Below are 24,021 nucleotides of genomic sequence, written 5' to 3'. Positions count from 1 at the left end.
TTAAAGCTCTTTTAAATCTAATCTCTCTTTCAAATATTTATTAACTCTGTATGAAAAAGTAGTCAAAATTATTACTCCAATCATAATTGAAGCCCCAATCATCTGCAATCCAGAAAATCTCTCTCCCAAAAAAATAAATGAAAATAACGAAGCAAATATTGGTTCTCCAATGAATATAAGAACGGTTGAATTAGAACCAATTACCTTTTGATATCTAGCTTGCAGAAAATTCACAACTATGGTCGCTGCTATTGCAGTGTATATAGCGGTTAACCAAATTGGAGCACCTAATTTCCAACTAGAATTGAATGAAATTGACACATTGATTATAGCAGCAAATAAAAACTGATAAGCTAAAAGCGATGTTTCTTCAACAACTTTTGAAAATTTCGTTATTAAAACAATATGAACTGCAAACAAAACGGCACCCAAAAACGTTAAGAAATCCCCAAAATTAAACCCTGAAATACCTCCAAAAAGCATGTAAGAACCTAACAAAGACAAAGGAAAACATAACCACTGAATGAAGTTAGGTTTTTCTTTTTCAATTAAATAAGAAATTATAGGGGTAAATGGAATATATAAAGAGGTAATAAATCCACTTTTTGAAGCATCTGTAAAATTGATCCCATAAGTTTGCAGGGCATGTGCCAATCCTAAAATTATTCCTAAGGTTGCCCCATATTTGAAAGAATGCTTTTTCCAAATAAGGAAGGATAAAACAGCCGCAATACCAAACCTTATAAACAAATAGGGCAAAGTTTGAAGATCAGTTAACATTACCTTGTGAATTGGAAAGGTAGAACCCCATATTACAGTAACTAGCAAAAGCCATAAAAATGCTCTAATCAATCTATACTCCCTCGTCTTATTCACATATTTTAGTGTATTATACCAAAATTTTAATTCGAATTTAAGAAGTATTCTTAATTAATCTTAAGAATTTTTAATACAAATCGTTGCGTTTTGGTGTATAATTGAAGAAAACTTATCTAAAAAGGGGGTAACGTTTTCAAGTTAAAGAATCCAACTATAGGCACTGTAGAATTCAAAGAGTTAACTAATTTCATTAAATTATTTTTAGAAAACAAAAGTTACAAAGTGTGGGTAGGTACAGATAGCCATGCAAGAGATGGACATGTAACTTTTGCGACAGCTATAGTAATTTACAAAGTAGGCAATGGGGCTACATATTTTTATTATGTCACTCACGAACGTAGGTCATACGATATGTACTCAAGATTGATAAAAGAAGCAGAATTTAGTTTAAACACCGCAGAATTTATCGAAAATCACTTAAATTTAATAAAGCCAGAAATACACCTTGATATAGGTTTAAACGGTAGATCAAAAGAGGTTTTTAGTGTTATTACAGGCTACGTAAAAGGTTTGGGATATAATTATAAAATAAAACCAGAATCATTTGCAGCTACTAATGTTGCTCATCTATATACCAAGTAAAAATATTGGTATATTTTTTGTTTTAATTATATTCTCAACAATTATTTTTATTTTCTTAACATAAATAGGAGTACAATATACAAGTAGAATTTATTAGAAATAGTTATATATTTTCTCAGAGGTGGAATCATGAATTTAAATCCAAACGACGTTATAAAAAAGTTGATAGAAGCAGAAGAGAACTACGATAAAAAATTAAAAGATTTCCAAAAAAAATTGATTGAAGAACAAGAAGAACAAATTTCTCTTTTAGAAAAAGAAAAAGAGGATAAAATGCTGGAAGTTGATAATCAATACAAAGCCATCATCAAAAAAGCAGAAGAAAGATCAAGAGATCTATTGGACGAAGCAGATAGAGATATAAAGAATTATAAAAACAAGTTTGAAAAGTTGGAAAAAGATAAAGAAAAAATAGCCAAAAAAGTGATAGAAAATTTAATTTACTGATCGAGGTTGTTGAAATTGATGATCCCTGGACTAACATCTAAAGTTAAAGCACTGTATTCCAAAATCCTTAATCAAAGTGATTATCACAATTTAATAGAAGCGAGTTCGATAACAGAAATAGTCGCTTACTTAAAAAACAACACTCATTACAATGAAGTATTAGTAGGAACGGATATAGCAAATTTACACAGAAGAGACGTGGAAATATTGATACGAAAATCTATATTATCAGACTTTTACCATTTGTATTTTTATCTACCAGTCAAAGTTCAAAAATTATTTAAGTTAATAGAAAGGCGTTATGAAATTGAAAATATAAAATTTATCTTCCGTTCTCTACATTCTGGTCATTTAGAATATATTTCAAAGGAAAGACTTTTCCCCGTCAATCACAAAACCATTAGTGAAGAGACATTCATGGCGATAAAGAACTTTGATGACGCTTTAAACACATTTAAAAATAGCATTTACTCTGGTGTAATTACTTCTGCCTACGACAATTACAGAAAAACAAAAAAATTACAATATTTGTTAAACGCCATTGACTTTTGGTATTTTTCCAGTTTGGAATCAGAATTCAAAAAAACTCCAGAATTTTCTTCAAACTTGAGGGATTTATTCTTCAAACAAGTGGATTTAATAAATATTCAATGGATCTATAGAGCAAGGATTCTCTTCAAACTTTCTACAAGTGAAGTTTTAAACTTATTGCTCCCAATAACTTTTAAATTATCAAAAAGTGAAATAGAAAATCTTTCAACTTCGGAAGATCTCAATGATTTCATCAAGAAAGTTTCTTCAACTTTCTATGGAGAATATTTTAAGAATATTAACCAAAATATATTTTCCTACATAATAGAAAGGCTATGTAATAGAATATTGTTGAAAGAAGCAAAACAATTAATATCTGAAACCCAAAATGGTTTGACAGTTATGAGCGGATATTTATTTCTTAGAGAATATGAATATAAAGATTTAATTACTCTTATAGAAGCCAAAAGGTATAAAATTCCCAATGATAGATTCAACGCTTTTTTGCTGTTGATTGAGGAGTGAGTTCATGCAGGAAAGACTAAAACCGTTCACAATAATTTCCACCAAAACAGAATTAGAAAAAATTTCAAAAAGAATTATTGATTCTCAAAGTGTGGAAGTTATACCACTTGAAAAGATAGTGGATAAAAACCTATTAGAAAGAGTAAAAAAAGATAACGTCAACCCTTTTCAGGAAATATACGAAAATTTTAGAAATATCTTTGAATTTGTGGAAAAGAACCCCGAACCCAAAACATGGGAAGTCTCTTTCCCTACAAAAATTAAAAAAGAAGAAATAATCGAGTTTTCAAAAAATCTTATGGACGAGTTACACATTTTATCAGAAAGAATTTCAAAGTTGAAAGAAGAAAAAAAGTATCTGGAAAATAATCTGAATCTTTTTGATAAACTACAAAAGATTCAACTTGATGTTAAAAATATACAAAAAATACAAAACCTTAAATACAAAGTAGGCAAAATCAGCAGTATGTACTATGAAAGGCTTTTTAACAGTATAAAAAATGAGGATATTTTAGTATTAAAACTCAACGAAGATAAAGATTTCGTATGGCTTTTTATCGTATATGACTCCAACGAAGATATAGAAAAAACACTTTCAATTGCTAATTTTCTAGAATACGAAATCCCTAAGAATTATTCAGGAACGCCTTCAGATATATTGAAAACAATTCAAGACCAATTGAAGGCTGTTAAATACGAAATTGAAATTATCGAGATGTCTATAAAAAAGTTGTTCTACGAAAAGCGTAGATATATATACGAATATTCTGATTATGTTTTCGTCATGAAAAATATCTATGATTTAGTTCAGAATATTAGTTTCACTGAGGACTTTTTCATAATCTCTGGTTGGACCGATCAGGCAACATATTCAAAACTTTTTCATTATTGTAATTCAAATGATTATTCTTTACTTATTGAATGTAGTATTAAAGAAAAACAACCTACTTTACTTAAGAATAGAAGTTTTTTTAAACATTTTGAGTTCATTGTTAAGATGTTCAGCACACCATCGAGCGATGAAATAGACCCAACACCTATAATCTCAATATTATTCTTATTCTTTTTTGGGATGATGTTTGGTGACATTGGACATGGCCTTGTTCTTACTTTATTGGGATTTCTAATTTACAAAAAGAATAAAAGTGACTTATTTTACGTCTTAGGTGCTTCTGGAATCTCTTCGATGATTTTTGGAACGTTATATGGAAGTTTTTTTGGATTTGAAAATATCATTAAACCCTTGTGGAAAAGACCTATGGATAATATAAACTATTTTCTACTCACTTCAATTTACTTCGGGATAGCCGTGATAACTTTAGCTATGATTTTGAACATATTCAACAAGATTAAAAATAAGCAAACACTGGAACTTTTGTTCGATCCAAATGGCTTATCAGGGATTGCATTTTATTGGATAGTACTTGGAGGAATTTTTTATTATATGAGAAATGGTGCATTCCCAAAAATAAGTATAGGCTTTATTGTCGCATTGATAGTTGCCATATATCTTAATGGTATAATCTTTGAAAAAGGAAAATTAAGTGAAAAAGCTGTTCAAAGTTTTTTTGAGCTTTTTGAATCTCTACTTGGATACCTAAGCAACACTCTTTCTTTTATAAGGTTAGGAGCTTTTGCTTTAAACCATGCCGGGTTATTTCTCGCATTTTACATGATGTCTCAAATGGCAAGTAACTCAGTTGTTTCATTTGTTATATTACTCTTGGGCAATATTCTAATAATCGGATTGGAAGGCCTGGTTGTATTCATTCAAACCTTAAGGTTAGATTATTACGAATTTTTCACCAGGTTTTTCAAAGGTAATGGGAAAGAATTTAATCCAGTTAAATACAAATTTTAAAAATTTCCGGAGGTGTTAGTTATGGCATACGTTGTTTCATTAACAGCTTTAGTTGTTTTGACAATTATGTTTGGTTTTTATTTTTCAAAAAAACCCGAAAAGGCAAGATCTTTTGCAAAAAAGTTTTTTAGGGGAAACATTGCTGTATTTGGAGTTGTACTTCTTTTAGCTATAATTACTCTTTTTCCCACCCATGTTTCAGCTCAAACAACAACTTCTACAACTGGAACGAGCGTAACATCTGACACAACGAACAATAAAGGGTTAGGATTATTGGGCGCAGCATTATCTACAGGTTTATCCGCTATTGGTGCAGGTATCGGTGTTGCGATAGTAGGTTCGGCAGCGGTAGGAGCTATAAGTGAAAAACCCGAGTTATTAGGAAGAACGTTAATATACGTGGGTTTAGCCGAAGGAATAGTGATATATGGGTTGATCGTTTCGATAATGATACTGGGGAGAATCTAACAAATGAAATTCTTTCTAATAAGTGATAACATCGACACTGCCATTGGTTTAAGACTTAGTGGAATTGTTGGGACCGTTGTTCATGAAAGAGATGAGATATTAGAAGCCTTCAATAAGGCGTTGAGCAATAAAGAAATTGGCGTTGTTTTGATAACTGAGTTAGCTTCACAAAAGATACCGGAAGAAGTTAAAAAACATAAACTAGCCGGACAGTTACCTTTAATTTTTGTCATACCGGATAGGCACGGATGGCGAGGCGACAAAGATTTCATTACAAAGTACGTTGAAGGGGCAATTGGAGTGAAAATAAATGAATGAAATCGAAGATAAATTGGAATCAATGCTTGAATTATTAGACAAGAAATTTGAACAAAAATGTGATGAATTAAAAATTTCTTATAATAAGAAACTGGAAGAGGTTCAAAAGAGAATTGAAGAAGATATCAATAATTACAGAGATAAAAAATTAAAGGAAGCTAAAGAAGAGGCAGACCTTACTGAAAAAGTTAGCCAATCAAAAGCTAAGCTGAAGATAAAACAAGAAAGACTTAAGTTGAAAAACCAACTATTGGAAAGTCTTTTACAATTAATAAAAAAAGATCTTGTGACTTTGGATCCTGACAACAAAAAATATTTTTACCAAAAATTGTATATTGACGCAACTAAGCTGATACATAACGACTACGAGGTGCTCTGTAACAAAAATGATTATGAAACTGTGAAATCTATAGTTTTAGATCATAAAGTTAAAACAAGTAAAGAAATTGAAGGTGGAATCCTCCTAAAAAGTAATAATACAATCATTAACAACAGCATAGATTCATATGTAGAACAAAATAAAACAAAAATCTTCTCTCTGATATTGGAAGAAGTAGGTGATATATAATGTACATTAAAGAAATAAATGGACCTGTCGTTAAAGTTAAAGGCGTGGAAAAACTTTCGATGAATGAAATGGTTAAGGTAGGTAATCTGCACTTAATAGGAGAGGTAATTTCCATTGATGAAGATGAAGCAACTGTTCAAGTTTACGAGGAAACTTCCATGTTAAAACCTAAGGAACCTATTGAAGGGACAGGACAGATGCTTTCTGTAGCCTTAGGTCCGGGCCTTCTGGGAAGTATTTACGACGGTATTCAAAGACCCTTGAACAAATTAATAGAGAAAAGTGGATCCTTCATTGGCAGAGGAGTAGAGGAGTTTGGGCTAGATCTCTCAAAAAGCTGGGAGGTTGTGTTTTTAAAGAAAAAAGGAGATATTGTTAAGGGTGGAGATGTAATATCTCAAGTACAAGAAACTAAGCATATAGTACATAAAATTATGGTTCCAGCAGATATACAAGGAAAGATAGTTGAAATCAAACAAAATGGTTCCTATAAAGTAGATGAGGTTTTGGCAAAAATTCAAACTGAAGACGGTATAAAAGAAATAAAAATGTATCAATTTTGGCCTATTAAAGTACCTCGAGTTGTAAAAAATAAATTAGAACCCAATATACCGTTGATAACTGGTCAAAGGGTTATCGATATTTTCTTTCCCATCAGTAAAGGAGGAACTGCCGCTATCCCAGGAGGTTTTGGTACCGGGAAGACTATAACTCAACATCAATTAGCTAAATGGGCAGAGGCTGATATTATTGTTTACATCGGTTGTGGAGAAAGAGGAAATGAAATGACAGAGGTGTTGGAAGAATTCCCTAATTTACAGGACCCTAAAACGGGGGTCCCACTGATGGAGAGAACTGTCCTAATTGCAAATACTTCCAACATGCCTGTTTCTGCTAGAGAAGCGTCTATTTATACCGGGGTAACTATCGCAGAATACTATAGAGATATGGGCTACAACGTCGCAGTAATGGCTGATTCTACTTCACGATGGGCTGAAGCACTGAGGGAATTATCAGGAAGACTGGAAGAAATGCCTGCAGAAGAAGGTTATCCCGCATACCTTGCTTCCAGAATTGGCCAGTTTTATGAAAGAGCCGGATTATCGGAAAATCTCAACGATACGAATGGTTCTGTCACAATAATTGGAGCCGTATCACCTCCCGGTGGAGATTTTTCTGAACCTGTTACTCAAAGTACTACCAGATTTGTTAAATGTTTCTGGGGACTTGACAAAAACTTGGCTTATTCTAGACATTATCCATCTATAAATTGGATTACCAGTTATAGCGGATACGCAGGTGATTTAAAAGAATGGTTCACCAAAAACGTTACAAAAGACTGGAGTCAGTATAGAAATGAAGCTATGGAATTACTCAACCAAGACGATGCTCTTCAACAAACTATAAAAATTGTTGGGGAAGATGTTTTACCTGATATTCAAAAATTGGTAGTTTCAATAGCTAGAATAATAAAAATTGGAATATTACAACAAAACGCTTTCAGTGAAGTCGATTCGTACTGTCAATTAGAAAAACAACATATGATGCTAAAGATTATAATTGATACTTATTACAAGGCTAAAACTTTTATAAACAGGTCAGTTCCAATTACTCAAGTTCTACCCTCAGAAATAACAAGAAAGTTGCTAATAATGAAGGAAGATATCACAAATTTAAACGAATTCAAAAAAATTGAAGATCTTTTAAGTAAACATTTTGAAGAATTGGAAAAAAAGTATAACAGTTAAGAGGTGAAAAAATGGCAATAAGGGAATACGACCAAATTTCAGAAATTAGAGGACCTCTTATAATAGTTGAAAATATAGAAGATATCGGATACAATGAAATAGTGGAAATAGAGGAAAACGGAAAAAGAAGAGTGGGTTCCGTTATTCTTGTTTCTGAAAATAAAGCTGTTGTTCAAGTTTTTGAAGGAACACAAGGACTTTCTCTTACAAATTCAAAGATAAAATTCTTGGGCAGACCCCAAGAAATCAATTTATCTAGGGATATTTTGGGAAGAACTTTCAATGGCTTGGGAGAACCTATTGATGGAATGGGGGAGATTATTTCTCAAAAAAGTGCGGATATAAACGGATCAGCTATAAATCCTGCTGCTAGAGAATACCCCAAAAATTTCATTCAAACGGGCATTTCTGTAATTGATACAATGTTGACTTTAATAAGAGGACAAAAATTGCCGATTTTTTCTGGAAATGGTTTGCCACACAATAATTTAGCAGTACAAATTGCCAAGCAAGCGAAGTTAACTTCTAAAGAAGAATTTTCTATAGTTTTTGCTGCTATAGGGTTAAAAAAAGATGATGCCAACTTCATAATCAAAAATTTCGAAGACAGTGGAGCAATTCAGAATATGGTGTTATTCTTGAATTTGGCGAGCGATCCAGTGGTGGAAAGGATAGCAACCCCTAGAATGGCATTGACTGTAGCAGAATATTTAGCTTTTGAAGAAGATAAACACGTTTTAGTTATTTTAAACGATATGACAAACTATTGTGAATCCTTGAGAGAACTATCTAATTACAGAGGAGAAGTACCAGGAAGAAAAGGATTCCCAGGATATCTTTATTCCGATCTTGCCTCTTTGTATGAAAGAGCGGGAATAATCAAAGGGAAAAAAGGTTCGGTAACTCAAATACCTATTTTAACAATGCCCAATGATGACATTACCCACCCCATCCCTGACTTAACAGGATACATCACCGAGGGCCAAATAGTATTATCTCGTGATCTATTTAGAAAAAATATATATCCCCCTATAAACAGCCTTTCCTCCTTATCACGACTGATGAAAGATGGTATAGGAGAAGGGTATACTCGAGATGACCATCCAAATCTATCTTCCCAACTTTTTGCTTCTTATTCTCGAGTTTTTGAAATAAGGTCATTAGCGGCCATAATTGGTGAAGATGACCTGTCGGAAATCGATAAACTATATTTAAAATTTGGTGAAGAATTCGAACAGAAATTTCTTAATCAAGGTTTTCAAGAGAACAGAAGTTTGGAACAATCACTTGATCTTGCTTGGGAGATACTTTCCCTATTGCCAAAAACAGAATTAACCCGGATTAAAGAAAAAGAATTTGAAGAACATTATTCCAAGAAATAGTTTTTAAATCAACGCATTAGAGAGGGTGAAAACTATGATTTTCGATCAAACCATCCCTACAAAAGGTAATTTGATTGCTTTAAAACAGCAATACCAACTTTCACAAGAGGGCCACGATCTATTAGAAAAAAAGAGAAATATTATAATGAAAGAACTAGTTGATTTGATAGAACAAGCTAAAGAAATACAAGAAAAAATATTAACTACACTAGCTAGGGCTTATGAATCTTTACAGTTAGCAAATTTAGATCTCGGCATTGAAAATATAGAAGAATATGCCAATGGAATCCCAGAATATGATGAATTAAAAATAAGGTTCAAAAGCGTTATGGGAGTTGAGGTTCCAGAATTATTCAGACAAGAAAAACCCAAGTTGGAAATTCCTTACGAAATATATCGAACGGATGCCGCTTTAGATGAAGCTTACATTTCTTTTGAAACGGCTTTAGAATTAATAACAGAAGCATCTATGATTGAAAATAAAGTTTACAAGCTTGCTTATGAAGTTCAAAAAACAAAAAAAAGAGTTTCCGCTCTAGAAAATATTGTCATACCTAAGATGAAAGAATCTATTAAATTTATTCAAGATACGTTGGAAGAAACTGAAAGAGAAGAATTCTTCAAACTCAAAAAGTTGAAGAAGTGACACTTTCTGAAATCTTTTTCAATCTCTCATACGAATATTCAAAAAACTCTTTATAGGCATTACAAAAGTAGTACTTTTTACCATCATACCTATATCTTTTACAACCATTCCTACATAAAGAATACCATTCACAGTTTCTGCATTCATCGGGAAGTTCAAGGGAAGACGTAATGAATTTTTTGGCAGTTTCATTTTTTAATATTTCTTCCATGTTTTTTATCTCATTTATATTTCCAAGTTTATACTTTTCAAATACGTAAAAATCACATGGATAAACGCTTCCATCTGCTTCTATGACATTCTGTATGCTACACATTCCATTCATTTCGCATGCTTGAGGAGGATAACCTCCAATCATTCTTACTAAATTATCAAATAATCGAATACTTATATATTTTCCTTTTATTAAATCTCTTTCCCAGTTATCAAAAAGTACTTTTAGGAAATAGGCATATTCCTTTGGATTTAAAGAATAGGGATGGGAGACATTTTCTTCGCCATACGGCTCTATAACAGATATGAATTGAACAAAACCAAAGTTTTTCCTTTTATAAAAATTGTAAACTCTTTGAGGATGTTTGGCAAGTTGTGATGTAACAACAGTTAAAATATTGTAAGCAACCTTGTGTTTATCAAAAAGATCCACTGTTTTCATTACCCTATTATATGTGCCTTTACCTTCTTTGTCTACTCTGAATAGATCGTGAGTTTTTTTATCTCCATCCAAGGAAAGCCCCACCAAAAAATTATTCTTTTTAAAAAATCCCGCCCACTTTTCATCGATTAAAAGACCGTTTGTTTGAATGGAAAAATATGTTTTAATATTGTTTTTATTGTATTTATTAACAAATTCTAAAAATTTCTCATAGAATTCCAACCCAGCTAGAGTAGGTTCCCCTCCTTGAAAGGCAAAGGAGCAACTTAATTCTGAAGAAGCTATCGCTTTTTTCACAAGGTTTTCTAAAGTTTCTTCATTCATCTTGCCATAAGAAACTTTTTTTCTCTTATTAGCAATATCGTTGTAAAAGCAATAAGAACATTTCATATTACAATTACTGGATACAGGTTTTATAAGCAAACTAACAGAGCGCAAGTGGTTTCCCCTCTTTTCAAAATCTCACTTTTTGATTATATCAAAAAAATATTGTATTTTAAAAAATTCTATAAATCATCCATCAATGTAAGTTAAATCCAATATACTTTAGCACCTTTTGTCTCTTAGACCATATAAAAATAAAGGGGCCTTAACTCCTCTCCACAAATTAATTTACTGGGAAGAGAAAGGCCCGGCCTCGAAATAATTTAAAATTCCGCAGGATATTTCCTCTTCAATTCTTCTGCTGCTTTTTCCCTACCTGTTTCTTTTAATCTTTCGTAGTAAGTTTTCAAGTGACCTCTCGCGTGATAAGGCCCGCCTTCTTTTAAAACCGTTTGCAATGGATCTACTTGGTATCCTTCTGGTAATTCTTTCATCATCTCATCATGCCACTCATTTAAATAAGACAGTGCTTCCCTACAAATCTCTGGGCTTTCTTTGGCTATGTCATTTCGCTCGTGAGGATCCTCTTTTAAATTGAATAACATCTCTTTGGGGAAAAGGTGGTATCCATCGTGATAACTTCTCATATAAATCCAATCATCGAATCTCACGCTTCTTTGGCATACGTGTGCCATCTGACTTAAAATCAGATACTTTCTAGATATCTTTTCACCTTTAAATATTACATCTGCAAAACTTATTCCGTCCATTTCTTTTTTGAACATTTGAATATATTCTTCAGAAAACTTACTTTTTATCTCTGATTCAAATATTTCGTACAATGTTGATATTAGATCCAAATTGTATAAAAAGCCTTGATGTACATGGCTTTTTAATCCACCTGGCCATTTTATTATCAAGGGAATTCTAGAGGTTATGTTGTCAGCTGTCGCATGTTCTGCATATATACCCAACTCCCCTATGTTTTCTCCATGATCGGCAGATATTATCACAGCTGTATTTTCATATACTCTTTTTTCTTTCAACATATCTATTATCTTTCCAATCCAAAAGTCAGCATATCTAATACCTGTATCATAGCCATCTATTAATTGTTTCAAATCGTTCATGTTTTTTATTTCACCAGGTTGCCTTGGAAATCTTGGATCTTCACGATTGTCATACATATTTAAGTCTTGAGCAGTATGTGGACCAGCTAACTTTCTATGTCTTTTTATTAATTCTTCGTTATACCAACCGGGTATAGGTGAATTTTCAAAAGGGTCACCAAAGTCAGAGGGTGTTCTGTATGGCGTATGTGGATCCCAAACGTTTACATGTAAAAACCAATTGTCTGACTCAGCATTTTTGTTTAACCACTCTAGAGCTGAAGGAACAATCTCATCCGCTCTTTCAAGGCCACATTTTCCAGGGTTATAAACCTCATTGAATCCAGCATAAAACCACCAAGCAGAATGCCTTTCTCCAAAAGGACTTACCGTAACTGTATGAAATCCGATGTTTTTCAACAAAGCAGGTAAACTCATATATGCTAGTTTATCTTGAAAATCTCTATTCTTACCTTCTATTCGCATGTCAGCAGTTGTTCCACCGTGACCAACTAAACCTGTTTTTATACCAAATTTACCTGTAGATAGAGCTCCACGAGAAGGTAAACACGGGGCATCGGAACAATAGTAGTTATCAAATCTAATACCTTCTTTAGCCACATCATCAATATTTGGTGAGGTTTCTCGTAAGTATCCATAACTCCCAAGATGATCTGCCCTTAAAGTGTCAATGTCGATAAATAATATTCTCATCTTTACTCATTCCCCTCTAATTTTAAAATTTTTTCACTTTTGCCAATCTCAGTTCGTGAGCTTCGTCTTCTCTACAAAATTCGTAGTAATACCAAATTTCATCTTCTTTTTCAAGGAAATCAACATATCTTACTGAACGAGTGTTATAAGGAGACTCAAGTATAGGTCCATTAGGGGTTATACTTTCAAATGATTTTAAATCATAACTCATACATAATCCACATCTTTCTTCATAATTTTCTTTCTCTGATGAGCTTCCATCATAAAATCCAAAGAAAACAGGAGGAACATAAATTACCGAATTAATTCTTGCTTGATATTTGTCCCAACCATTTTTTGAAACATCTAATATCTTTCCTTCCCATTTCCAATTTTTAGCATCTAAACTCGTTGCAAGTCCCGTTGGATGGGTTGTTAAACCTGTAGTATAAACATCTCCACTTTCATGCAATTTTCTCTTTGTTTCTTCAGAAGGATTCTTTAGAGGTTCTGCATAACTTACAAGCATATAATATTTTCTTCCCACCAAAAAAACGTAAGGATCTTTTATACCTTCTATACCTAAATCTTCTGCAACAAAAACCTTTTTTCTTGTACTTACGTCAAAATTTTTGGGATGATCTGCTTCCATCATATCTATTCTCCATTTTCTTGTTTGCGGATCAACATAGCTTATATACATTCTATATATCCCATCCATGCACCTTAAAAATGAGGATCTTTCAATAGATTCACTGTTAAGCTGGTCTTTTTTAATAACTAGTATATCTTCAAATTTCTCTCCATCGACGCTTTGAGCAATTCTTACCTCTCCGCCACGAATTGGTTTTGGTTTTCTTATCCTATAGTATAAGAAGAATTTACCTAATATTTCATCATAAAAAACATAAGGTGCACCTACCCAATACCCATTTTCTTTCCCATATGGTTCTTTAATTGTGATCCCTTCAACAGGATCAAATAAAGACAGATTAGCAAAATATTTTGAAGAAAAAAGTTTACCCATAATTTCTCCTCCTCGCATAATGTGTATGATGTGAAACTTAAAAATTTGATTTAGATCCAATCTTGCAATCATTTAAAATCAAAACTGTATTTGTGAATATCTTTTTATTTCTAAAGCGTCTAATTTTTAATATTTTGTCGAACCTGCAGTTAAACCACTTATAATATATTTTTGAAATACAAGGGTCAGTAATATTATTGGTATGATTGCTAATACTATCGCACTACTAATCAACTCCCAGGGAAATGAATATTCACCAGGGTACAAGGAAATTCCAACAACAACTGTTCTCATTTCGTTTTTTGAGAGTAAAACCAGCGACAAAAGAAATTCATTCCAAGAAAATACGAAAGTAATCAATCCAGCTGCGATTAATCCAGGTAACGACATTGGAAGTAATATTTTAAAAATCATTTGAAAAGTATTACAACCATCTATTAGTGCGGAATCTTCAATGTTTTTGGGAAGCGTTCTAAAATAATTCATCAATATCCAAATCGCCAAAGGAAGATATAAGGCTGTATGACCCAATATTAACGATATATAATTGTTTATCAAATTCAAATTCCTAAAAATCAAAAACAATGGAGGAACTACCGCAACCGGTGGAAAAAGTAGCAAAGCCAAAACAATCATCATTAAAGACCTTTTACCTCTAAATTGAATCCTAGCAAAAGAGTATGCCGCTAAAGTTCCGGTAATTAAGATTAGAATGGTAGCACTCCCGCTAACAATAAAACTGTTTAAATAGTATCTCCCAAAAGAACCCATCTGGAATAAATTAACATAATTTTGAATGGTTGGTTGAGAAGGAAATATTTTTACTGGCCAAGAATAAATTTCATTTGTACTTTTAATAGAAGTTAAAAACAGCCAAACTATTGGGAATATTGACAGTAAAACTAGTAAAATAGCTATTAAATAGTTGAAACTCTTTTGAATTTTCAATTTATTCATAGATATCCCACCTTAAAGTTCTCAAGTATATTATCGCCAAGCCTAACAACAACAAAAACTGTATCAGGGCAATAGTTGAAGAATAACTAAAATCCAAATATTGAAAGAAATTATTGTAAGCAAAAACTGATAGAGTCTCAGTAGAATTTACTGGTCCCCCACCTGTAAGGTTATACGGTAATTCAAAACTTCTAAAAGCATCTCCCGTTCTAAAAAGCAAAGAAACCATTATTGAAGGTCTCACTAATGGAATTGTAATTTTTCTTAAGGCTTGCCAATTAGTAGCACCATCAATCTTAGCAGCTTCATACAATTCTGAAGGAATAGTTTGTAGCCCTGTTAAAATAAGAAGAGCCATAAAAGAACTTGTTTTCCATATAGCAACTATCATCATAGAAATCATAGCTAATGGGATTTGCCCTAGCCAATTTATGGGAGTGTCTATAATATTCAAATTTATCAATACTGAATTAAATAATCCATAATCGGTATTATACATCCATCTCCAAGCTAATGCATTTAGAGCTGTTGGCAACGCCCAAGGAATCAATAAAGCCACTCTGATAATTGATCTGCCTTTCATTGCTTTATTTGCAACTAAAGCCAAAAGAAAACCCAACAATAATTCTATTGGAACTGTAACTCCAACAAAAATAAGAGTATTATAAAATGCCCTCCAGAACGATGGATCACTGAAAAGTCTGGAAAAGTTACTTAAACCTGAAAATTCAACACCTGTAAATGAATAAGAAGAAAAACTTAAAACTATTGTGTATATTGTTGGACCAATAAAAATTGTTATTAAAATTATGAAAGCTGGTAATATCAGAAAAATTCCCGTTTTTTTATTCAACCTTCATCACCTTCTTTAATGGGTCCTTAGAATAAATCTAAGGACCCTCTTTGTAAATTTCCTTACCGAAGAAGCGCGTTTATTTGAGATACAGCATCGTCTAAAGCTCTTTGAGGTGTTTTTAGTCGTAATAATGCGGATTGTATCTCCCTTTGCATAATTTCAGAAACTTGAGTGTACTTCTCTCCAAGTTGAGCGGAGGGGCGAACATTTCCAACCATAAAATCTTCGTACTGTTTGTTGGCAACAGGAAATTGTTCTACTAATCTTGGATCTTCATAAACGGATTGTCTTGTTGGTAAATTTCCGGTTACTGCGGCTGTTCTTAGTTGAACTTCGTGGGAAGTTAGATATTCAATAAATTTCCATGCTTCTTCTTTATGTTGTGAATTTACATTTATCCCTAACAACCATCCTCCTAAACATACGGTGTTTGTATCAGGATATCCCTCAAAATAAGGCACTCTCATAAAATCAACCTTATCAGCTACTATGGAATCTGGGGCAGTTAAAATAGGCCAAACAAAGTCTTGAACTACCATAAAAACAGCTCTACCTTGTTGAAATAATATTCTAGCATCATCGGGAGCATAAGTTACGATACTTTCCGGAGCAAGGTTATATTCATATATCATATCAACCATAAATTGTAAGGCTTCTACTCCCTCTTTACTATTTACAACAACGTTTCCCTCTTCATCGAAAAACTCTCCACCTTTGCCCCAAAAAAACTGGAGATAATTCATAAATAGGCCTTCAATTTTGCCCCACATACTTATATATCCATATAAGTTGGGGTCTTTTTCTTGTTCCACTATATAAGAAGCCTGTTCCACCAGTTCTTCCCAAGTATTCGGGGGAGTAAATCCATATTTCTCAAGTAAATCCTTTCTGTAATACAAATGAAGACCGTTTATGTAGAGAGGTACTCCATAAACATCTCCTTCATATTTTGCAGCATCTATCATGTTTTCAATGAACTCTGCATGTTCCTCTTCCGGAAAATATTCATTTAATGGTGCTAACCATCCACGAGATGCAAATTCGCCAGGCCAGATGATATCCATAGCTATAATATCTGGCTTGTCACTTCCACCGAAAAACAAAGTCACATATTGACTATGTTGCTGACCGGGGACCCCTGGAACCTTCAACCATTCAATTTGTATGTCAGGATTTTGTGCTTCGAAATTCGAGATATGCTCATCCATTACTGCTCCTATTTCTCTCGGTGAAATCCCGATTTCCACGGACACCTCAGACAATGCAACAACGCCAAGCAAAACAACTAACACCAATCCAAAAAAGTTTCTTAATGCCATAGTACCGCCTCCTCGTATAATATGTATTGATACTCGTTAAATCAACATATCTTCTAGAACCATTGAAGCTGCTCCGATTGCAGTAATTTCTTCTCCCAATTCGGAAAGTTTTATCTGTGTGTTTTTTTCTATTAAAGGTAACGTTGTTTCATTTAACCCTTTGTAAAAATCCTTTTCTATAATATCCCAATACTTCTTTACTTCTCCAGTTAATACAACCGATTCTACATTTACGATATTTAAAACATTCCCTATAGCTTTGCCCAAATAAAATCCAGATTCTTGAAAAATTTGAATGGCATTTGGGTCTCCTTGGTTAGCATAATTAATTATTTTGCCTATATCATAGCTTTCATCCAATTTTTTATTACATTTTGTATAGTATTTCCTCACCATTGATCTAACCGAAGAAAAAGTTTCTAAGCAGCCTTTTTCCCCGCAACTACAAATATCGCTATCTTCGGCAACTTTTATATGTCCAATTTCTCCTGACAAGTTGTATTTTCCCCTAAACAACTGATTTTGAATAACTAATCCTGCACCTATTCCATAACTTATATTCACAAGAAGGAAATCATGAACTTCTTTTCCTATCCCATATATTAATTCACCTAATGCCTTCATATTTGCATTGTTATCAACTACTATTGGGATTCCTAACTTTTCAGAGAATTTATCAATTAACGAGAAGTCAAAGTATCTTTCTAAGTTTGGTGTGATTGATAAAGAATTGTTGTTTCTACTCACCAAACCTGGAAACGCCACACCTATACCCTTGATCGACTCGTTCGAAATATTCAGATCATGTTTGATCTCTTCTAAAGATTTAATAAATAAGTTCAATATTTCTGTTATATTCTTTAACGATATGAGCTTTTTCAAAGAAATAAAAGGTTTCTTCATTATTACATCTCCATTCAAATTCATAACAACGATCTCCGAATGAATTACAGTTAGGTCATAACCTATAACAAAAAATTTCTCTGTTTCTGGTATTAATAAGATAGGTTTTTTACCAGGTCCGGCTTTATCAATATTTTTATAACTCTCCTTAATTAAACCTTCCTCTATTAATCTCTTCACCAATTCAGAGACAGTTGATCTAGTTAATCCGGTTTTTTTAGAAATTTCAATTCTTGAAATTGGACTATTTTGCAATATTTCCATTAATACTAATCTAAGATTATTTTCTTTCACTTTCTTGTTTGAAAATTTATAGCCAGTCATTTAAAGTAACACCCCTAAAAATTAATTTGTTTTCTATACAAACAATTATAATCACTTTAATTAAAAAAACAAAATCTCATTATTAGTGATTAACGTCGATTAAATAGGATTAGGAACAATTAAAGTTGATTACATTAATTTTTCTTAATTTTTCATTTTTTGTAAATTTATATCTTTTTTGTACCATGTGAACTCTTGACATGATTCTTTTTATTTGTTATAATTGGTGTATACAAGTTTGAGTAGACATATTTGTATATCTTTATTGAAGGAAGGTATCGTAAATGGCTGATTATAAGACGCCAATCTATCAAAGGATTGCTGACAAAATAATTTCAAGAATATATGAAGGGGAATATCCAATGAACTCATTTCTTCCATCGGAAAATGAGCTGGCGGAGGAATTCCATGTAACAAGAACTACGATAAGAAAAGTTTTAAGTTTATTGAAGCAACAAGGTACAATAAAAAGTTACCAAGGAAGAGGGTATAAAGTTCAATCTCTTTTTTGGGAACAAAGTCTTTTAAAGTTTTACAGTTTTGGAAAAAGTATAGCCAGCAAGCTTGAAAATTCTAATACTAAACTAATATCGGTAAAAAACGTCTCTGGCTTGGAAGATGTAGATGAATTTAAAAACATCGAATTATGGGAAATCACAAGGTTGAGATTAGTTGGAGAAATCCCTTTAATATTGGAAAGCTCTTACATCCCTATTGACTTTCTAAGAAAAATGGATAATAAAAATCTAGAAACAAAACCTTTGTATGATTTACTTGCTAGAGAAGGAATAAGATGTGTCAATGCCAAAGAATATCTCGAACCTGTCCTACCTTCGCTAGAAGCCCAAGAATTGCTAGAAATTGATGAAAATATTCCTCTTTTTCAAACTACAAGATACACATATGATTCGGAAAATAGATTGGTAGAATTCAGGGAAAGCCTGATAAGAGCTGATCATTTTAGATTCTTTACTGAACTGAAATTGTAGGGAGATAATAGAAATGAGTGAAAAAGGCAAATCAAAAATAGTGTTAAAAATGTTCATTACGTTTTTTAAAATAGGGCTCTTCACTTTTGGCGGGGGGTACGCTATGATTCCTTTAATGGAGAAAGAAGTCGTAGAAAAGAAAAATTGGGTAGAAAAGGATAAGTTTACAGACACGGTCTCTTTAACTCAAACTATACCAGGAGCTGTGGCTATTAATCTTTCTATTTTAGTAGGATATGATATAAAGGGAATTTTAGGAGCTGTTATGTCAGTAATAGGGGTTTCTTTACCCTCTTTTATAATAATATTGGTGATAGCTTTTACTCTTACGAAAACAGCGGGACTTAACGTTTTACAAAGTGCCTTTGAAGGTATAAGACCTGCTATAGCCGCACTTATCGTATATGCTGCGATAAGTCTATCAAAATCGGTTAAATGGTCTATCGTTTTAGTTCTATTAACTGCAGGAGCTTTTGTTGCAATTGGAGTATTTAAAATTAATCCCATTTATATAATTGTTATCGCTTTCATTGTGGGGAGCCTTTCCTCTATGTCTGAAGGGAGAAAAAAGCCATGAAAACCTTATTTGGCTTGTTTTTTTCTTTTTTTGAAATTGGCTTATTTGGATTTGGTGGTGGTTACGCAATGATACCACTAATTCAAACACATCTAGAAAGAAGAGATTGGATGTCTATTCAAGAATTTCTGGATTTAATAGCTATAGCAGAGGTTACTCCCGGACCAATAGCTGTAAATAGTGCTACTTTTGTTGGATATAAGGTTTCTGGGGTAGTTGGTTCTTTGGTCGCGACAACTGCAGTCATACTGCCTTCGTTAATTATAGGATTACTGGTAGGCAGATATTTTAAAAACGGAAATGGCGATACTCAACAAAATATTCTTAAATTTCTAAAACCTGCTGTTATCGGGTTGATACTTGGTTCAGCATACACAATTGGTATCGCTAATATCGTAAATTTGGAGAGTTTTCTCATATTTATTGGGGTTTTGATGCTCCTTTTTTTCACAAAATTAAATCCGATTTTTATAATAATTATGACAGGAGTAGTGGGAATTATCTTTTATTAGGATTCAAATCTTTGTAACTGAGAATATTGTCAACTTTTCTTGCCGATTTGATAGCCCTTATAATAGATTTTTCTACTACTTCTGCTGCTACTTCTCCAATTAATGTAACGTCGCTTGATAAATCACTAGTAGATAAACAAAAAATAGTATCTCCATCGTACATAGTATGAACAGGTCTTATCGCCCTTGCCAACCCATCATGGCTCATTTGAGCAACTTTGTTGGCTTCCTCTTTGGACAATTTTGCATTTGTAGCTACGACGGATAGAGTTGTATTTTCACCTGGATTAGACTTAAAACTTGATTTTTTCATATATTCAGATATATTCAAAAAATTATTGTTATGGTCTATAGCCCCAGCTATTATTTCCCCTTCTTCGTAAACATCTCCTGTAGCATTCACAACCGTTATCGCTCCGACTATTATCCCGTTACCTAATTCAATGGAATAACTTCCTACCCCACCTTTCATAGCATTGTTAACACCTGCCGCCTTACCAACGAGTGCCCCAGTCCCTACACCAACGCATCCTTCTTCAACACAATCTGATGTGGCTAAATTTGCTGCGATATAACCAGATCTTTTATCGGGTCTAACATTTGGGTCTCCTATATCCAAATCATAAATAACTGCAGCAGGTACTATGGGGACTTTCACAGTACTTGTTTGAAAGCCTATACTATTTTCTTCTAAAAATTGCATGACCCCACTTGCTGCATCTAAGCCAAAAGCACTTCCACCAGTTAATAAAACGCCGTGTACCATTTGAACAAGATTCCCCGGTTTTAGTAAGTCTGTTTCTCTTGTACCTGGGGCTGAGCCTTTAACATCAACCCCACCTACCGCTCCATTTTTGGCTAGAACAACCGTACAACCTGTTAAGGATTTATTGTCAGTGTAGTGTCCTACTTTTATTCCTGGTACGTCTGTTATGCCATTTAACATGTTGAATCTGCTCCTTTTTTAAAATAACCATCTGAAAATTTTCATCCCTCAAGTAATGGAATCTTATCTATATATTTTAAAAACTTTTGTAATTATATATTTCCACCAATTCTTTGTAATCATCAAACCAATAGGCTTGTGGATCTCTTTTGAATACAAAAAATTTACCATAGTTATCAGGATTGTGCGATCTATGATAACGAAAGATAATATTTTTGCTAGTCAATGCGGCAACTTCTATTTTTCCAGATTCATGAGACATTACAAATCTAGGTCTTTTGGCTAAACCTGAGATATCTTCTAAAGATTCTAGGAATATTGAATAAGCTTTTTCTAAAGGAATAGTAAAACCTTTATTCCCCATGACAGGTCTATTTTGAAATACATAATAGGGAGGAATACCATTAAAGGATAGCTTTTTAAATAATGTCGATAATGTCTTAGGATTATCATTAATACCATGCAAAAGAGGAGTTTGATTTGCTATTATGGCTCCAGAATTTTGCAATATATTTATTCCCTGAATAGAAGCAGAAGTTAATTCTCTTGGGTGATTAAAGTGCACAATAAAATATAATTTTTTACCACTATTGGTAATTTTTTTAATGAAACTTGATAGTGTATCATCCGATATTATTCTGAAAGGGTTAAAAGCCGGAGTCTTTGTACCTATGCGAATGATTTTTATATGATCTATTTCATTAATAGATTCTATAATTGATTTAAGTTTATTAGTTGAAAGGAGTAAAGGATCACCCCCTGTCAGGAGAACATTTGTGATTTCTTCATGTTTTCGAATATAATCGAGATCTTGTTCAATTTCACGGGTTCTAACTACTTCTTTACCAACGTTCTTGAACAATCTTTTTCTAAAACAGAATCTACAGAAACTCCCACATACATCATTTACTAACAGTAAAGCGGTATCCCTATACTTGTGTTGCAATCCCTTACTTATTGTATATGAATGTTCTTTTGAAGCGTCTTCTAATCCCCATTCTTCCAATTCTTCAATATTTGGAATTATAATCTTTCTTATAGGATCGTTTTTGTCTTTCCAATTGATTAAGGCCAAGTAATATTCATTAGCTCTAAACTTATACTTTTCTTCAACAGGTTGAAGTTCTTTTAATTCTTCTTGTGAAATCCCTTTTACTTTTTCCAACTTAGTAACATATTCTGGATACATCGATATCACTCCCCTAATATTTTTCATCATCGGCTTTTTATATTATTCTTTTTGAGAAAAATTTTTCAATAATGAAGAAATCTCATATTTCAATCTCTTTAATAAATACCCATAAATATTGGTAAATATCAAATAAAGAAATATTATAAAGAATAGACCTTTTCCCTGAGTGGCAAAATCCGGAAGAAGTTCACCAAAAAAGGTAAACATAAGATAAAAGGCAAGAATCGAAAAAATTGTAATGAATAAGTGTTTAAATAACCTTTTTTCTACAACAATAAAAGCAAGGATTGGAAGAAAAAAGAGCAAAAATATACCAATTGCTTCAACAACAAAGCCACTGATAAATATTAAAAAGAAAATTGAAATACTGAAAATAAATGCATATCTTTTTTCTAAAAAGAAAACTCCCAGAGGAAGAATTAAACTAACAACGGTGGGAGCGATTCTCAAATACCTTGAAATAAGGAAAAGCAAGAAAAAAAAGATAACCAAAAAAGCAGTCTTTATAAGGGGATTTTTTATATCTAAATTCATAAACTTTTAAAACCAATTACACAAATCTCCGCCACCACATTCACAAAGGGTATCTAAACAGACAGTGGCTCCTAAACATTCTAAACAGTTACCACATCCACTTCTTCCATAGCTATAATAACCCGCTCTAAAAGTATCCATTTTTTCTCTAAACTTTTCATCTTCCTTATATTTTAAAAATAGGCTTTTGAACTCTCCTTTTTTTATTTGCTCTAGAATGGTTTGTTGCTCTTTCATCAATTTCTCCTCCATCTAAAATTTTTGTGACAGAATTTCTGTGATATATCAAAGAAAAAGTCGCTAGCTTTTTTACTAAATGATTGTTAAAATTTGCAACTTCTTCAACGTTTTCTAAGAATTCTTTTGAACATAAATCGTAAGTAAATAAAATTCTTTCTTTTTGATCCTGAGTTAATTCATCTAATTTTTTTACTCCAAAAGAACTTGCTATAGAGTTAAAATTTCTTTTTTTTATATCTTTGTTAAAATCGTACACACTATCTACCAAATATAGCAAATAAGCAGTCACAATAGGCATGGTAGCTGGATACCCTTGGGGAAAAAATTTTTCAAATAACATTTCCATAATCTCTTGAGATGGTTGGGCATAATCATCCAAATCTAAATTTTGTTCTTCTACCTTTTGTTGCATTCTTAATAGATGTTTGTATTCATTGATAGTCTTGGAGTCAAAGTATTCAAATAGTTTTGATTCCAATTTTTTTAAAATTTTTTTGGGTACTAACTTCCCCTCTAAGTTGTAATCTAAAAGTTTTCCATAGATTATGAGTAAGTTGAGATAAGCATAAGGTGTCATAAAAGAATTATTTGCGGGTTTAAATCGTTTTTTTAATCCTACATATGGACATCTGAATTCGTTTATATTCTCAAGAGGGTTGTTCAACATTGAAAAGAAAACCACTTCTTTTATCGTCGTGAGTCTATAAAACTCTCCTAAATTTTCTTTCAAAGAATGACATAATCCACAATAGTAATATAGGTAATTTTTTCTTTCTTCTTCGGTAGGGGTAAAATAGATAGATATGTATCCGTACATTATTTTAACCTCATTTGTATTAATTTTACTCTCTTTGGAAACTTTATTTTAGCGCTCCTTCGCCCCGCAGCCCGCCACACAATTATTCTAAG

At 32.6% G+C, this 24,021-nt stretch carries 25 protein-coding genes; 14 read left to right on the top strand and 11 right to left on the bottom strand.

The features are described 5' to 3' along the window. Positions 1-852: a DMT family transporter gene (locus ACW9JY_RS05440; RefSeq protein ID WP_169926321.1), complete on the bottom strand. Its 852-nt coding sequence runs from the start codon at positions 850-852 to the stop codon at positions 1-3. A gap of 180 nt (positions 853-1,032) precedes the next feature. Here ACW9JY_RS05440 and ACW9JY_RS05435 point away from each other — a divergent pair, with 180 nt between their 5' ends. From ACW9JY_RS05435 to ACW9JY_RS05390, 10 genes are all read left to right on the top strand, one after another. Then, complete coding sequence (locus tag ACW9JY_RS05435; protein ID WP_103078911.1) at positions 1,033-1,461, top strand: ribonuclease H-like YkuK family protein; 429 nt, start codon at positions 1,033-1,035, stop codon at positions 1,459-1,461. A 129-nt stretch (positions 1,462-1,590) separates the two neighbouring features. Further along, positions 1,591-1,908 (top strand): hypothetical protein, encoded by a 318-nt coding sequence (locus tag ACW9JY_RS05430; protein WP_103076460.1) that lies wholly within the window; start codon positions 1,591-1,593, stop codon positions 1,906-1,908. A gap of 6 nt (positions 1,909-1,914) precedes the next feature. Next, complete coding sequence (locus ACW9JY_RS05425) at positions 1,915-2,964, top strand: V-type ATPase subunit (protein WP_457283640.1); 1,050 nt, start codon at positions 1,915-1,917, stop codon at positions 2,962-2,964. 4 nt (positions 2,965-2,968) lie between these two features. Next, complete coding sequence (locus ACW9JY_RS05420; RefSeq protein ID WP_103078913.1) at positions 2,969-4,825, top strand: V-type ATP synthase subunit I; 1,857 nt, start codon at positions 2,969-2,971, stop codon at positions 4,823-4,825. A 21-nt stretch (positions 4,826-4,846) separates the two neighbouring features. Then, on the top strand, positions 4,847-5,293 hold the full coding sequence (locus ACW9JY_RS05415; protein ID WP_103078914.1) for an ATP synthase subunit C: 447 nt from the start codon (positions 4,847-4,849) through the stop codon (positions 5,291-5,293). Between the two features lie 3 nt (positions 5,294-5,296). Then, a complete protein-coding gene (locus ACW9JY_RS05410; protein WP_103076464.1) occupies positions 5,297-5,611 on the top strand; it encodes a V-type ATP synthase subunit F in 315 nt (104 codons plus the stop codon). Next, positions 5,604-6,179, top strand: a complete 576-nt coding sequence (locus tag ACW9JY_RS05405; protein ID WP_103078915.1) for a V-type ATP synthase subunit E family protein — start codon at positions 5,604-5,606, stop codon at positions 6,177-6,179. Before ACW9JY_RS05410 ends, ACW9JY_RS05405 begins: the two co-directional genes overlap by 8 nt. Continuing rightward, a complete protein-coding gene (locus ACW9JY_RS05400) occupies positions 6,179-7,927 on the top strand; it encodes a V-type ATP synthase subunit A (protein WP_103078916.1) in 1,749 nt (582 codons plus the stop codon). The genes ACW9JY_RS05405 and ACW9JY_RS05400 overlap by 1 nt, the downstream gene beginning before the upstream one ends. A gap of 11 nt (positions 7,928-7,938) precedes the next feature. Further along, a complete protein-coding gene (locus ACW9JY_RS05395) occupies positions 7,939-9,309 on the top strand; it encodes a V-type ATP synthase subunit B (RefSeq protein ID WP_103078917.1) in 1,371 nt (456 codons plus the stop codon). A gap of 34 nt (positions 9,310-9,343) precedes the next feature. Beyond that, entirely contained in the window at positions 9,344-9,955 is a 612-nt protein-coding gene (locus ACW9JY_RS05390) for a V-type ATP synthase subunit D (RefSeq protein WP_103078918.1), read from the top strand. Here the strand turns inward: ACW9JY_RS05390 and ACW9JY_RS05385 are convergent. The 7 genes from ACW9JY_RS05385 to ACW9JY_RS05355 form a co-directional block, all read right to left on the bottom strand. Beyond that, positions 9,936-11,033: an anaerobic sulfatase maturase gene (locus ACW9JY_RS05385; RefSeq protein ID WP_457283639.1), complete on the bottom strand. Its 1,098-nt coding sequence runs from the start codon at positions 11,031-11,033 to the stop codon at positions 9,936-9,938. The genes ACW9JY_RS05390 and ACW9JY_RS05385 overlap by 20 nt on opposite strands. 224 nt (positions 11,034-11,257) lie before the next feature. Further along, positions 11,258-12,757: a sulfatase gene (locus ACW9JY_RS05380; protein ID WP_103078920.1), complete on the bottom strand. Its 1,500-nt coding sequence runs from the start codon at positions 12,755-12,757 to the stop codon at positions 11,258-11,260. A gap of 22 nt (positions 12,758-12,779) precedes the next feature. Continuing rightward, on the bottom strand, positions 12,780-13,763 hold the full coding sequence (locus ACW9JY_RS05375) for a hypothetical protein (protein WP_457283638.1): 984 nt from the start codon (positions 13,761-13,763) through the stop codon (positions 12,780-12,782). 126 nt (positions 13,764-13,889) lie between these two features. Then, the gene (locus ACW9JY_RS05370; RefSeq protein WP_103899315.1) at positions 13,890-14,720 is read right to left on the bottom strand and encodes a carbohydrate ABC transporter permease; all 831 of its coding nucleotides are present in this window, start codon (positions 14,718-14,720) and stop codon (positions 13,890-13,892) included. Next, the gene (locus ACW9JY_RS05365; RefSeq protein ID WP_457283637.1) at positions 14,713-15,573 is read right to left on the bottom strand and encodes a carbohydrate ABC transporter permease; all 861 of its coding nucleotides are present in this window, start codon (positions 15,571-15,573) and stop codon (positions 14,713-14,715) included. The genes ACW9JY_RS05370 and ACW9JY_RS05365 overlap by 8 nt, the downstream gene beginning before the upstream one ends. 62 nt (positions 15,574-15,635) lie before the next feature. Next, on the bottom strand, positions 15,636-16,895 hold the full coding sequence (locus tag ACW9JY_RS05360) for an ABC transporter substrate-binding protein (protein WP_457283636.1): 1,260 nt from the start codon (positions 16,893-16,895) through the stop codon (positions 15,636-15,638). A gap of 36 nt (positions 16,896-16,931) precedes the next feature. Further along, positions 16,932-18,122, bottom strand: coding sequence for an ROK family transcriptional regulator (locus ACW9JY_RS05355; protein ID WP_457283635.1), 1,191 nt, complete (start codon positions 18,120-18,122; stop codon positions 16,932-16,934). Between the two features lie 284 nt (positions 18,123-18,406). On the opposite strand from ACW9JY_RS05355, the gene ACW9JY_RS05350 reads away from it, so the two are divergent. From ACW9JY_RS05350 to ACW9JY_RS05340, 3 genes are read left to right on the top strand one after another with little or no spacing between them, the layout of a single operon-like run. Further along, positions 18,407-19,111, top strand: a complete 705-nt coding sequence (locus ACW9JY_RS05350; RefSeq protein ID WP_457283634.1) for a GntR family transcriptional regulator — start codon at positions 18,407-18,409, stop codon at positions 19,109-19,111. A gap of 13 nt (positions 19,112-19,124) precedes the next feature. Further along, positions 19,125-19,688, top strand: coding sequence for a chromate transporter (locus ACW9JY_RS05345; RefSeq protein WP_103078927.1), 564 nt, complete (start codon positions 19,125-19,127; stop codon positions 19,686-19,688). Then, the gene (locus tag ACW9JY_RS05340) at positions 19,685-20,200 is read left to right on the top strand and encodes a chromate transporter (protein ID WP_103078928.1); all 516 of its coding nucleotides are present in this window, start codon (positions 19,685-19,687) and stop codon (positions 20,198-20,200) included. The genes ACW9JY_RS05345 and ACW9JY_RS05340 overlap by 4 nt, the downstream gene beginning before the upstream one ends. On the opposite strand, the gene ACW9JY_RS05335 is transcribed toward ACW9JY_RS05340, so the two are convergent. Together ACW9JY_RS05335 and ACW9JY_RS05330 are read right to left on the bottom strand one after the other, a co-directional pair. Beyond that, entirely contained in the window at positions 20,187-21,146 is a 960-nt protein-coding gene (locus ACW9JY_RS05335; protein ID WP_103078929.1) for a P1 family peptidase, read from the bottom strand. The two genes, ACW9JY_RS05340 and ACW9JY_RS05335, sit on opposite strands and share 14 nt — an antisense overlap. Positions 21,147-21,222: 76 nt before the next feature. After that, on the bottom strand, positions 21,223-22,335 hold the full coding sequence (locus tag ACW9JY_RS05330; protein ID WP_103078930.1) for a KamA family radical SAM protein: 1,113 nt from the start codon (positions 22,333-22,335) through the stop codon (positions 21,223-21,225). Positions 22,336-22,576: 241 nt separating this feature from the next. On the opposite strand from ACW9JY_RS05330, the gene ACW9JY_RS05325 reads away from it, so the two are divergent. Continuing rightward, positions 22,577-22,882, top strand: coding sequence for a hypothetical protein (locus ACW9JY_RS05325; RefSeq protein ID WP_169999571.1), 306 nt, complete (start codon positions 22,577-22,579; stop codon positions 22,880-22,882). 156 nt (positions 22,883-23,038) lie between these two features. Here the strand turns inward: ACW9JY_RS05325 and ACW9JY_RS05320 are convergent, their stop codons facing one another. After that, a complete protein-coding gene (locus tag ACW9JY_RS05320) occupies positions 23,039-23,929 on the bottom strand; it encodes a DUF5685 family protein (protein WP_457283633.1) in 891 nt (296 codons plus the stop codon). Positions 23,930-24,021: the final 92 nt, after the last annotated feature.

The organism is Petrotoga sp. DB-2 (assembly GCF_054051725.1).
The sequence above is the reverse complement of the archived record's forward strand: the minus strand, read 5'-3'. Positions and strand labels throughout refer to the sequence as shown.